Source organism: Methanobrevibacter sp., from assembly GCF_030539555.1.
Classification (GTDB): Archaea; Methanobacteriota; Methanobacteria; order Methanobacteriales; family Methanobacteriaceae; genus Methanocatella.
On record NZ_JAUNXX010000004.1, the window covers coordinates 23,599 to 35,878 of the forward strand.

Here is a 12,280-nt window from a genome sequence, read left to right on the forward strand (position 1 = left end):
AAAATATTTAAAAGGGAGTATTTGAAACTCTTAATTAGGTGATTTGATGATTGAAGTTACTGCCGAGTCAAAATATATGGATTTGTTGAATGAATTTCCACTTTTAAAAACAGACCTTGTTAAGAAAAACCATAAATTCAGGTTTTTGGTAACTCCTATGGGAAAAATTTCTCTATGGGAAGCTAATCTTGAAGAGGTAAGCGAACACGTTGAAATGAGTGTCGATGAAACAGTTTTGCTTTTCAGTGAACTGATTAGTTCCTATTAACTTTTTTTTGAAGATTTTTCAATTAATTTTTAAAGTTTTGTTTACTTATTTTTTTTTTTTTTTTTTTAATGATGTAAACAAATTTTGTCTAAGAAGAAAACGACGATGAAAGTCAGGATTTATTGGCTAGTAGTGAAAACGATTCAGTGTTGAGTCAAGATGGATCAAGTGAAGTTCTATCCACATATGGTGTTACATATAAGGACTACTCCATTGACTTTGAGGATAGCTATAAGATTTCATCAACAACTGGCGGGAAAATAACTTATTATATTGACCCTTGCAAAGTCAATGGGTACTATGCATATAATTTTTATTTTGAAATATATCAAGAGGATAATGACGAGGATTTGCATTTCGTTAAAAATATAACCTATTTCTACAGCACTACAGACAGAACATCCCGATATTATGCTTACACATTCGCCAAAAATTTCCTTCTTCCTGGAGAATATGTATTGGCAGCAATCAATGACTATGATGATAAGGTAATGGATGTGGCAACTTTAAAAGTTAGTGGAACTGAAGTAATCACTCCTACAAGTGCTTACAGCGCATATTATAATTCCGGTAAAAAGATGACCGTCACAGTCAAGGACAAAGTCACAGGAAAGCTACTGAAATACGTTAAAATTAATGCAGTATTTTCAAACGGTAAGAAGACCGTAACAAAAACATATTCCACCAACGCCAAAGGTAAGATTTCCTTCGTACCTCCTGTCGGCTTCGGAACATGGACAGTCACTTTCTCATCAGGAATGAGTTATATTAAAGCATCATCCGTTAAAAAGAAAGTTGTTGTCAAAAAATCCAATGTTGCTATTAAAGCTTATGGCGTTAGAGGATATGAAGGTTTGAAAGTAACTCTTAAAGCTGTTGTAAAAAGTCAGGGCAAAAACGTTAAAGAAGGCACAGTCACATTCATACTCAACGGTAAATCTTACGTTGCCAAAGTTAAAAACGGTGTTGCAACTAAAAAGATTGCATTGCCTGCATCAAAAGTATACAGATATTATGCAATATTTAAAGGAAGCAACTTCAACAGTCCTAAAAAGACTTATGCAACTGCAGTATCACTAAAAAGATATGCTACTAAAATACTCGCTAGAAATGTAGCTGCTTATCGTTCCACAGCTTCCTATCCATGTATGTGGGTGTAAGAACCACCACTGGTGCGATAGTCAATACAGGAATATTGCAGATTAATGGTAATAATTATAAGCTCAATAAATATGGATTGGTTAAAATCTCTTTGCCTATGGACATGACCTATGCGGGAATGAATGGATTCTATTCCACAATCTACTATAAAAAGGCAGCTTCTAAATTATACACCATCAGATACATTCCTTCCACTATCCAATTCAAAGCCAGTGCTGCAAAAATAAAATATACAGAACTGTATAGATGTACTTCATGTGGAAAAACAACCTCTCATGCGCATTCTGACGGCAGAGTGTTTATAGTATCTTAAATTATATTTATGTTAAGGGGATTGATTCCTCTTAATATCTTATTTTTTTTAGTTTGAATTTTTGGTCAAATTTGCCGTAAGACATCTATTTTTTCCATTTTGGGTAATTTTTAACAAATTATTAATATCATTTAAAATAGATTAACTATCATTAGGTATGTTTTACCTATCATTTAATTAGTTTTTAAAAGGGGAAAATATGTATGCGAAAAAAACAGTTTTGGTACTAATCCTATTATTGGTTAGTATCTGCACGATATCATCCGTCAGCGCGGCCGACAACGTGACTGACGTTGTAGCAACTGATGCTGATGTGGATGATGTAGCGATTTCTCTTAGCGAAGAGGTAAGTGATGACGCTGAAAGTCAAGACGTATTGGCCAGCAATGATGATGATTCTTCGTTAGCTAAAGCAGAATCAAGTGATATCCTTTCAGTTATGAATGCTAATTCTAATTTGTATTCTGTAAATCTTGAAGATAGTTATGAAATTTCTGGAAAAAATGGTGGAAATGTAAGGTATTACTTAACTCCTTATACTGCCTATTCTCCAATTTATGGGTCATGGGCGGCATATAATTTCAAGTTTGTACTATATCCTGGAGGTACTTCCAAATCATCTCCTGTTAATTTGGGTACTGTTGCAAGTGATTCTGACACTGCATCAGGATATCGTTACCTTAAGTTCAATGCAGGATCAATTGCTCCAGGTACATATGTTTTAAAAGCCATAAATACTTATGATAATGTGGTTATGGATTCTGCGACTTTAAAAGTCAGTGGAAATGCAGAAATAACTGCTACAGATTATAATCAATATTACAATTCCGGTAAAAAAATGTTTGTTACAGTTAAGGATAAGGATACAGGCTCACCTGTCAAGTATGCTAAAATAAAAGTGGTCTTTTCCAAGGGGAAGGATACCGTAACAAAATATTATACAACCAATGATAAAGGTCAATTTTCATTCATTCCTCCTGTTGGCATCGGAACATGGAGTGTTGTATATTCTTCAGATGTTAGCCATATAAAGGCCAGTGCAGTTACAAAAAAAGCAACCATTAAAAAATCTGATGTAGTTGTTAAGGCTGTTCCTATCAAATATTATGAAGGATTGGCTGTAACTCTTAAAGTGACTGTAAAAAGCCAAGGCAAAAATGTCAAAGAGGGTACTGTAACATTTGCATTTAACGGTAAGACTTACAAGGTAGCTGTAAAAAACGGTGTGGCAACCAAAAAGGTCACATTGCCTAAATCTAAAATATTCAACTATTATGCGAAATTCACTGCTGGAAAGAACTTTGTCAGTCCTAAAAAGGCTTCTGCAAAAGTCATCTCCATGAAAAGATATGCAACCAAATTGCTTCTTAAAAAAGTGAATGTCTATTATCGTAGTATTCAGGCTGCCAAAACACCGTTCTATGTATTTGTAAGAACTGCTGACGGTAAAGTTGTTCCTGGAGGTAAAGTTAAAATTATAGATTCAGTCAATGTTAATAGATATGGAATCGCTAAGTTTTACCTGCCTACCAACTTGGGTTATCTCGGAACCCAATTCATGGTAGTCCACTACTTCAAGAAGGTTGCAACAAAAATATACACTGTCCAGTACATTCCGGCTTCCAAGGCATATAAACCAAGCACTACAAAAGTGCTGTTCAGAGAATTCTATAGATGTACACAGTGCGGAAGGACAACTTCTCACGAGCATTCAGGTACAACAATTATAGTATCTTAAAGTATGTTTCTGTTAAGGGGATTGATTCCTCTTAATTTCTAATTTTTTTTAAATTCATATATATTTTAATTTTAAATATCATAGTTTTAACTAAACAGTCAATGTCAATGCGGTTCAACATTTAATATATGGCATTTTAAGCTCAACAAAGTCATTTTAATGAACTCTTTAATCATTTTGGTGTAACTTTTTATATTTCGTTTTTCTAATATTATAATATGTCACTGTCTAAAAAAATGCTGAGGGATATTAAAATCAACAGGACACAGTTCATTGCGATATTTCTAATGGCATTTTTAGGCATCTTTGCTTATTGCGGAATATACGGTGAGTATTACGGCCTTGTGCAAACTTCCAATGACTATTATGCCCAAACCAATATGGCTGATGGCTGGATTTACAATACTACTTTTGATGACCCATCATTGGATAAAATAAATGAATTTTCAACACAAACAGATCGGCAGGCAGTTATTCAGTCAGTGGCGGATCTTGAAAACAAGCCCGATATCAGGCTGCACTTTGTTGAAAATGCAACGATATCGAAATTTTATGTTGAGGAGGGAAATGAATTTGACCCTTCGGATGCATCTGGAGTATGGATGGATAAACGTTTTGCAGATGAGCGAAATTTAAACATTGGGGACAATATCACTTTCAAATTCAATGATTTGGAAATTACAAAAGAAATCAAAGGGATAGGATATTCTCCGGAATACATCTATGAATCATCCCCTAATTCATTGACTCCTGATTTTTCCCAAATCGGATTTGCTTATCTTTCACATGATGCATATCCTAATGACTTGGAATATGATACGTTACTTGTTAAATACAACTGCTCCGACAATGATTTTAAGGACAAGCTGGATGATTCAATTAGCTATTTGTCATTCACCAAAAAGGAAGACCAGATTAGTGTTGCCAAATTTTCCGATGAAATGGCACAGCACAAAATGATTGGGGACGTTTTCCCAATAGTGTTTATCTTAGTAACGTTTCTAACGCTCCTCACAACAATGACAAGGATTGTGACACATCAAAGGACTCAAATTGGAATACTGAAGGCTGTAGGTTATAGGAATAAAACAATAATCCTGCATTATGTCTCTTATGGATTTTGGCCGGTTCTGGCTGGAGCCATATTGGGATTGATTACCGGACCTATGATAATTCCGCAGATGTTTTATCCGACAATGGCTGCTACCTACAGCATGCCAAGCTGGAATCCTGGATTTGACATGATTTTTATTTACGTGGCAGCATTGCTGGTTGTTTCATCTGTTTTTGTCACGTATCTGTCATGTAGAAGAATTTCAAAGGAAAATCCTGCAAACACTTTAAGACCAAAAGCCCCTAACACTTCTTCAAATACATTCATTGAAAAATCAGGACTTTGGAGACATTTAAGTTTTAATCTTCGATGGAACTGGCGTGATGCAAGAAGAAACAAGTTCCGCGCATTAATGGCAATAGTGGGTGTTATGGGGTGTGTCGCACTTTTGATTGCGGCATTCGGCATGAATGATTGCATGGAGGATTTAAAAACATGGGAATATGATGATATCAGTCATTTTGAATCAAAGCTACTGCTTTCAAGTGAAGCTAATCCTCTGGAAGTGTATTATATTTTAAATTATACAAACGGCAGCTTTATCATGCAGCAGTCAATTGAAATTAAAGCTAATGACATGGAAGACACGGTAACGCTTTTGGTTTCAAATAACACTGATCTGATTTCATATACTGATGATAATAAAAATCCGATTGAGATTGATGAAGGGGATGTCTCAATATCCGCTAAACTTGCTGAGAGGTTTAATTTATCAATAGGAGACACGATTCGTTGGCATATTGTTGGAAGTGATGAATGGGTAAGTTCCAAAATAGGTCAAATCCATTCCGAACCGGTTTCACAAGGTTTGATTATGTCTCCGGATACATTGGAAGACCAGGGTCTAAATTTCACACCAACAAACATTATAACCCAAGACAAATTCTGTGAAAAATACGATTCCATCAAATCCGTTTCAACTATTGACGGCCTTAAAAAAAGCTGGGACCAAATAACAACATCCGTAATGATGATGGTTTATGTGGTGACATTTGTTGCCGTGGCACTGGCAATTCTGGTTTTATATAATCTGGGCATTTTATCATTCACAGAAATGGAGCGGGAAATCGCAACTCTAAAGGTCTTGGGATTTAAGACAAATGTCTTGAGGAAGTTACTCTTAACTCAAAACATAATCTTTACGGCTATTGGATTTATTTTAGGAATTCCACTTGGATTTTATTTCATGACATTGATGATGAATGCCGCAGGAGATTCCCTTTATTATATTCCAACTTTAACCTGGGGAAACATACTTCTGTCTGCTTTCATAACATTTACAATATCAATTGCGGTCAATTTATTGTTTTCAGATAAAATCAATGTTTTGAACATGGTTGAAGCTCTAAAAGATGTTGAATGATTACGGAAGTGCTGTTGTTTCAATCAATCGAATATTAATATTTAATATGATGTCAGATAATTAAATGGTGATGATATGATAAGGATTTCGTAGGTTATTTTTAAGGTTTGGTCATTTTCATAATTGGAATTCCATTTGTGATGTATTTGGTCTCCGCAAGTCCAAATCTGGATGAAATTACTTTAATTCGATGGGTTATATTTAGCATATTGGCAGTTGTAGGAATCGGATTAAGTGTTGGGTCAATCGTTTATATGAAAAGGTTGGTCAGGGCAATCCCTTTGATGCATTCAATCATGAAGTCGTACCGAGAACAACTTTTCTGATGACTCAAGGACCTTATGGAATATGCAGAAATCCGATGCTTCTAGGGGTTTTCATTTATCACGTTGGAGTGTTTGCGGCATTACTTTCAATAGGAGCATTAATTGTTTTCATGATTGAAGTTTTGATAATAAATGTCCAAGTTAAAAAAGAGGAGCAACGTCTCAAAAGAGATTTCGGAAAAGATTATGAGGATTATGTGAAAAATACTGATAGGTTTTTACCTTAATAATGCAAGAATGCCTCGATTTCTTTAAGTCGAGGATGAATTGCACTGTATGGGGAGAGTATGATTACTTTTCATGTGCTCTCTTGCTGATTTTTTATATGTGTTGATTGGTTTATATAATAAGTGTATGATTGTAAATAAAGGTTTGGTGGTGAGGTTGTATCCTGGTGAGGACATGGTCAATGTTCTTAATCAGAAATATTGGTAATGCTCGTTTCACCTGGAATCAACTCTTGGATGAGTACCAGAAGACATATAAATTGTTTAAACAAAATGGATATACTCGTTTAAAGTGCAATATGACTACCTTCAACACCATGTTAAATATGCTTAAAAAAAGCTATGACTTTCTCTATCGCAGTGAGTCTAGTAGTTTGCAGCAGGTTTATCGTGATTTATTGAATGCTTTTAAAAAGTTTTTCAATGAAGGTGCCGGTTATCCGTGTTTCAAATCTAAAAAACACCATAAACAATCATTCAGAATACAAAACAATAATAATATCAAAATAAAAGACAACATGATTGTTCTGCCTAAAATCGGATCAATATATTATCGAACAAGTAAGGAATACAAGAGAATATTGAACAGCAATGAAATCAAAATAAACAATGTCACAATAAAAAAAACAGAATGGTAAATATTATGCTGTATTCAATGTTGAAATGCCTGTAGAGTCTTTTGATAAAACATTCTTGAGCGTGGGAATTGACTTGGGATTAAAAACATTAGCAACTCTAAGCAACGAACTAAAGATAACCAATTTAGACCTAACTTACGAGAACAAAATGATAAAAAAATACCAAAAAACACTCTCAAGAAAAAAAATACAACAGTAACCGATACCAGAAAGTCCAAAAAACATATTGGAAATGGATAGACAAAAAAAATAATAAAATAAAAGACTCATACCATAAACTAAGCCACTACATAGTAAAATTTTATGATATAATCTGCATGGAAGATTTAGATATCAAAGAAATGTTCCAAGACCAGAATCAAAGCAGCAAACTACAAAAAATAGGATTAAGATCATTAGTGGACAAAATACACTACAAAGCACAATGGTATGGTAAAGAATTCATTCAAATCAGCAGATGGTTTGCATCAAGCAAAAAATGCCACCAATGCGGATACTACAATAAAAATCTCAAAAGAGAAGAACGAGAATGGACATACCCCGAATGCGGAGCACACCATGACAGGGACGTGAATGCATCAAAAAACATACTGTTGGAAGGTTTGAGAATATATCATGAAAATTTAGTGAACCTCAGGGACTGGGGGGATAGAACGGTAATCCTAGAAGCATTAGCATCTACAGCCCGTGAAGTAAGAATCCTCGAGCTCCACAGCTCGAGGTAGTTCAACAAAATTATGAGTGATTATGGATAACAAAAACGTAAAATTAATGAGAGGAGAGCCAGAAATAGCTATCAAAAAGTTAGTCATTCCCATAATAATCTCCATGCTTATAACAGCATCATATAATATTATTGAGGATATGTTGAGTGTTGGTATGGGTAGGATACTATTGTATGCATAGGATTCATCAATCCGATTAATGATATTTGTTGAGTTTTTGATAGGAGTTTGGTAGGTCTTGCAGGTGGCTTAAACTTCTTGTCTGCAGGATATGCTGTTAAAAGTTAATCCATGTTTTCAGCGAAAATGATATTAAATTATAATGATAGAAATAGTAATGGTGATTTCCATGGAAGATGTATATGACTGGAAAGGTTTAAATGGACAATTAGTCACATTTAAAAAAGAGGTGGGAGATGCCGAAAAAATCACATTCATTGGATCTCCTAGCGTTTGCACTCCATTTGCAGAGTTTCTCTCTTATGTCGTTAGAGATAAGGAGACTCATTTCATACCTTTATTGGATATTGATGAATGCCATGAATTTGAGTCTAAACCATATGCTATGGTTTTAAAGGACGAAGTGTCTGATCCCCATGGCTCTGATGCTGTTGTATTGTTGGGTGGTCTGTCCATGCCAAAATACGACGTCGATACTGATGAGCTGAATGACTTAATTAAGGAAATTCTAAAGGAAGACGGGCAGATTATCGGAGTTTGTTTTATGGACATGTTCACCAAAGCAGATTGGCTTGACAAGATCGATTTTGACTGCATAATCGACGGAACATTGATTGGTGTTGTTAAAAAATAATTTCTTTAAAGGGGTTTTCAAATGAAAAAAAAGACAGCTATTGCATTTGTAATTTTGCTTCTGGCTATTCTGTCGTTGGTTTCGGTTTATTCCACAGATGTCAATTCAACTGACGACATAAATAAGACTAGTTTAAATGTGTCCTCTGAAGGTCCAAAGGATTTGGGGGCGATTATTCAGGACATTAAAACTCTTGATTGTTATAAAGGATATGACAATGATACTTTGAAATGGATGGAATCATTAAGTTCAAGGTATGTTTTTCTTTCAAACGGTTCATTTGTTGTGATGAGTAAAGAAGATGCCTCTCAACTCGAGTCAATATATGTCACTGATGCATATATAGACGAGTTCATTGATTGTAAAATTATTGAAAACCGTTCTTTAGGAGATGTTAAGTACCCTAGAGATATTTTACTGGTCGAAGACGTAAAATACATGGGTCAGGAGATTCATTACCTTCAGGCGTAATGGGTCTTAGTTTATTTTTTTGACAATTACATATCACAATATCATGATATGACAACATTTAAATACATAAACATATCATAATATGTAAATATATAATATATGTGATGATAATGAAAAAAGATAATCTTGAAAATAAAAATGATGATGTATGTGAAGTATTCGATTCACATGAAGATGCAGTTGCCCGTGTAAAAGAGAGGATGCCTTCAGAAGATGAATACTCTGATTTATCAGAATTTTTTAAAATATTTGGAAATCCAACAAGATTAAAAATTATTTCACTGCTTTGTGTTGAAGATTTATGTGTATGCGATATCTGTGAAGCACTGGAATTAAACCAGACAACAGTTTCAAATCAGTTAAGAATATTGCGTGCAAACAATATTGTCAAATACCAAAAAGAAGGAAAAATGGCAAGATATTCACTGACAGATTTACACATTGAAATGATTTACAAAGTAGGTCTAGAACATATATTAGAATAATTTTTAATTGGTGATAATATGGTGGAAAATAGATGTTATGATTCAGATTGCGCTGATGAAAACTGCCGCAATCCAAAACATTACAATTACATCTGTTTTGACCCAAAATGTGAATATATTCACTGTGAAGATTCTAATCATTATAATAAACAGTTATTAAAAGATTTTCAAAAAAATACTGATTTAAGTGTATATGATCATAGAGAAGAGATTGATTATGATGAAGACGTAGATATAAGTCTTTGTGGTTGTCCTGATTGTGCAGATGACGACCACGACCATGAGCATCCTGATCACAATCATCATGGTCACGAGCATGAGCATAATCATGAGCATGAGCATGGACATGGGCATCATGATCACGTTCATCATGGTCACGAGCATAATCATGAGCATGAGCATGGACATGGGCATCATGATCACGTTCATCATGGTCACGAGCATGAGCATAATCATGAGCATAGTCATGAAGAGGATACATGCACGGATGATGATTGCGGATGCCATGACCATGACCACGCAGATGATGTTGAATTCAGCCTTTGTGGTTGTCCTGATTGCGCAGATGACGATGACCATGGTCATGAACATAGCCACGGAGATGGCGAATTGCTTGCAGAAGGAAAACCTCTAATTTATAACAGACCTATTCAAATCATTGTTGCAAGCGGTCTTTTATTCCTGTTTGGTCATATTTTGGAATTCTTATCATTTTCTCCAACAGTTGTTACTGTTGTGTATATGATTGGTGCTGTAATTGCAGGTTATGAAATTGCAATTCTGGCTTATAATTCGTTAGTCAAAAGACACACTGTCGGACCTGCAATGTTAATGTGCATTGCATGTGTCGCTTCTTTTATTATAGGTCATCCTGAAGAGGGTGCAGCAGTAACATTCCTTTACTATATTGCAGAATTTTTAGAAGACTATGCCGAACATAGGGCGAAAAGATCAATCAAATCGCTGGTTGAAATTGCCCCTGATACTGCAAGAGTTAAGGTGGAAGACAAAGAAGAAATCAGAAATGTTGATGAAGTAAACATAGGTGATATTGTCATCGTTAAACCTGGTGATAAGGTGCCGTTGGACGGTGAGGTCATTTTGGGTTCATCTTCAATCAATCAGGCTTCCATTACTGGTGAAAGTGTTCCTGTTTTAAAGAAAGTCGGTGACAGTGTCTTTTCAGGAACTGTTAATGAGGACGGATACTTGGAAATTAAAGTAACCACCGCAGCTAAGGATTCAGTCATCTCAAAGATTGTAACTCTGGTTAAAAGGTCACAGCTCAACAGGTCTGAAACAGAATCTCTGGTTGAAAAAGTTGCTAAGTACTACACTCCAATCATGATGGTTGCAGCGGCTATCGTAGCATTCGTTCCACCATTGCTGTTTGGCCAAAACTTGACTGACTGGGTTTACAAGGCTCTTTCACTCTTGGTAATTTCATGTCCTTGCGCATTCTTAATTTCAACTCCGGTCGGAATGGTTTCTGCGATTACTTCAGCTACCCGCAACGGTGTTATCATTAAAGGAAGTACCTATGTTGAAGAAATGCGTAATGTAAAAGCAGTCATATTTGATAAAACTGGTACATTAACAGAAGGAAAACTTGAACTGAGTGATGTTGAAGTTCTCGATGATGCATACTCCAAAGAGGATGTTGTTAAAATTGCAGCTTCTCTTGAATTCCAGTCTTCCCACCCGATTGCTCAGGCAGTTGTCAGTTATGCTGATGAAAACAGCATTGTTTTTGACAGTATCGAAGAGTTTAAAAACGTTCCGGGTAAGGGAATTGTAGCAAGCATTAACGGTGAACAGTTCTACGCCGCAAACGAATCACTGATTGAAGGATCCGGCTTTGACATCTCACGAGAAGACATTAACAGATACTCTGCTGAAGGCAAGACCCTGATATTCGTTGGAAATGCAGAAAAGGTATTGGGTATAATTACTGTATCTGATAAGATAAGGGATAATGCATCTGAAGTTATTGCAGATTTAAAAGAGCAAGGGGTGCAGACCGTCATGCTTACCGGTGATAACAAAATTGCAGCCAAAAGCGTTGCATCACAAATCGGAATTGACTATGTTTATTCTAATTTAATGCCTGAAGATAAGTTGAACATCCTGGATACAATCAGAAACAAATTCGGTGATGTTGCAATGGTTGGTGATGGAATAAACGATGCTCCTGCTCTGGCACGTGCAAACATAGGTATTGCGATGGGAGCGGCAGGTTCAGATGTGGCTATTGAAACAGCAGACGTTGCGCTGATGCAGGATGACATATCAAAACTTCCGTATTTGTTTGCATTAAGCCGTAAAACAATGAGAATCATTAAGGAAAATATCTCTGTTGCGATTGCAGTAAAATTACTGTGTGTAGTGCTTGCGGTTTTAGGTATCATCACATTGATGATGTCTGTCGGTTTCGGTGATTTGGGGCTAACCCTTTTGGTTATATTGAACTCATTTAGAATTGGAATGGTGAAAGACCCACTATTCTAATCTCTCTTTTTTTTTAATTTTCAAACCTCTTTTTTTCAATATTTTTTTCATAAAATTGATTTTAGTTTGTAATATTGCTTTCACATTGTAATATTATCTTTATTTATTACAAAAAGCTTATCATAATGA

General features: G+C 35.3%; 13 protein-coding genes and 1 pseudogene. All 14 read left to right on the forward strand.

Going from position 1 to position 12,280, the window contains the following annotated elements:
* The first annotated feature begins 46 nt into the window (after positions 1–46).
* The 14 genes and pseudogenes from Q4Q55_RS01880 (at position 47) to Q4Q55_RS01945 (ending at position 12,151) form a co-directional block, all read left to right on the forward strand.
* Positions 47–268 (forward strand): hypothetical protein, encoded by a 222-nt coding sequence (locus tag Q4Q55_RS01880; protein WP_303371120.1) that lies wholly within the window; start codon positions 47–49, stop codon positions 266–268.
* Positions 269–390: 122 nt separating this feature from the next.
* Complete coding sequence (locus Q4Q55_RS01885; RefSeq protein WP_303371121.1) at positions 391–1,428, forward strand: hypothetical protein; 1,038 nt, start codon at positions 391–393, stop codon at positions 1,426–1,428.
* Complete coding sequence (locus Q4Q55_RS01890; RefSeq protein WP_303371122.1) at positions 1,413–1,742, forward strand: hypothetical protein; 330 nt, start codon at positions 1,413–1,415, stop codon at positions 1,740–1,742. Before Q4Q55_RS01885 ends, Q4Q55_RS01890 begins: the two co-directional genes overlap by 16 nt.
* A gap of 199 nt (positions 1,743–1,941) precedes the next feature.
* Positions 1,942–3,480, forward strand: coding sequence for a hypothetical protein (locus tag Q4Q55_RS01895; protein WP_303371123.1), 1,539 nt, complete (start codon positions 1,942–1,944; stop codon positions 3,478–3,480).
* A 218-nt stretch (positions 3,481–3,698) separates the two neighbouring features.
* A complete protein-coding gene (locus tag Q4Q55_RS01900; protein WP_303371124.1) occupies positions 3,699–5,957 on the forward strand; it encodes an ABC transporter permease in 2,259 nt (752 codons plus the stop codon).
* A 146-nt stretch (positions 5,958–6,103) separates the two neighbouring features.
* Positions 6,104–6,283, forward strand: coding sequence for a hypothetical protein (locus tag Q4Q55_RS01905; protein ID WP_303371125.1), 180 nt, complete (start codon positions 6,104–6,106; stop codon positions 6,281–6,283).
* A complete protein-coding gene (locus Q4Q55_RS01910) occupies positions 6,283–6,510 on the forward strand; it encodes an isoprenylcysteine carboxylmethyltransferase family protein (protein ID WP_303371126.1) in 228 nt (75 codons plus the stop codon). Before Q4Q55_RS01905 ends, Q4Q55_RS01910 begins: the two co-directional genes overlap by 1 nt.
* 167 nt (positions 6,511–6,677) lie before the next feature.
* Positions 6,678–7,148: a helix-turn-helix domain-containing protein gene (locus tag Q4Q55_RS01915; protein WP_303371127.1), complete on the forward strand. Its 471-nt coding sequence runs from the start codon at positions 6,678–6,680 to the stop codon at positions 7,146–7,148.
* Between the two features lie 179 nt (positions 7,149–7,327).
* Positions 7,328–7,873: pseudogene (locus tag Q4Q55_RS01920) on the forward strand (RNA-guided endonuclease InsQ/TnpB family protein); the annotation flags it as partial.
* A 22-nt stretch (positions 7,874–7,895) separates the two neighbouring features.
* Positions 7,896–8,054 (forward strand): hypothetical protein, encoded by a 159-nt coding sequence (locus Q4Q55_RS01925; RefSeq protein ID WP_303371128.1) that lies wholly within the window; start codon positions 7,896–7,898, stop codon positions 8,052–8,054.
* Positions 8,055–8,222: 168 nt separating this feature from the next.
* Positions 8,223–8,687, forward strand: a complete 465-nt coding sequence (locus Q4Q55_RS01930; protein ID WP_303371129.1) for a DUF2124 domain-containing protein — start codon at positions 8,223–8,225, stop codon at positions 8,685–8,687.
* Positions 8,688–8,708: 21 nt separating this feature from the next.
* Entirely contained in the window at positions 8,709–9,158 is a 450-nt protein-coding gene (locus Q4Q55_RS01935; protein WP_303371130.1) for a hypothetical protein, read from the forward strand.
* A 110-nt stretch (positions 9,159–9,268) separates the two neighbouring features.
* The gene (locus Q4Q55_RS01940; protein ID WP_303371131.1) at positions 9,269–9,643 is read left to right on the forward strand and encodes a helix-turn-helix transcriptional regulator; all 375 of its coding nucleotides are present in this window, start codon (positions 9,269–9,271) and stop codon (positions 9,641–9,643) included.
* An 18-nt stretch (positions 9,644–9,661) separates the two neighbouring features.
* Positions 9,662–12,151, forward strand: coding sequence for a cation-translocating P-type ATPase (locus Q4Q55_RS01945; protein WP_303371132.1), 2,490 nt, complete (start codon positions 9,662–9,664; stop codon positions 12,149–12,151).
* Positions 12,152–12,280: the final 129 nt, after the last annotated feature.

Excerpts from the sequence above, each read along its gene's own strand:
- Q4Q55_RS01880 (WP_303371120.1), top strand. The coding sequence starts at position 47 with ATGATTGAAGTTACTGCCGAGTCAAAATATATGGATTTGTTGAATGAA.
- Q4Q55_RS01890 (WP_303371122.1), top strand. The coding sequence starts at position 1,413 with ATGTATGTGGGTGTAAGAACCACCACTGGTGCGATAGTCAATACAGGA.
- Q4Q55_RS01895 (WP_303371123.1), top strand. The coding sequence starts at position 1,942 with ATGTATGCGAAAAAAACAGTTTTGGTACTAATCCTATTATTGGTTAGT.
- Q4Q55_RS01900 (WP_303371124.1), top strand. The coding sequence starts at position 3,699 with ATGTCACTGTCTAAAAAAATGCTGAGGGATATTAAAATCAACAGGACA.
- Q4Q55_RS01910 (WP_303371126.1), top strand. The coding sequence starts at position 6,283 with ATGACTCAAGGACCTTATGGAATATGCAGAAATCCGATGCTTCTAGGG.
- Q4Q55_RS01925 (WP_303371128.1), top strand. The coding sequence starts at position 7,896 with ATGGATAACAAAAACGTAAAATTAATGAGAGGAGAGCCAGAAATAGCT.
- Q4Q55_RS01930 (WP_303371129.1), top strand. The coding sequence starts at position 8,223 with ATGGAAGATGTATATGACTGGAAAGGTTTAAATGGACAATTAGTCACA.
- Q4Q55_RS01935 (WP_303371130.1), top strand. The coding sequence starts at position 8,709 with ATGAAAAAAAAGACAGCTATTGCATTTGTAATTTTGCTTCTGGCTATT.
- Q4Q55_RS01940 (WP_303371131.1), top strand. The coding sequence starts at position 9,269 with ATGAAAAAAGATAATCTTGAAAATAAAAATGATGATGTATGTGAAGTA.
- Q4Q55_RS01945 (WP_303371132.1), top strand. The coding sequence starts at position 9,662 with ATGGTGGAAAATAGATGTTATGATTCAGATTGCGCTGATGAAAACTGC.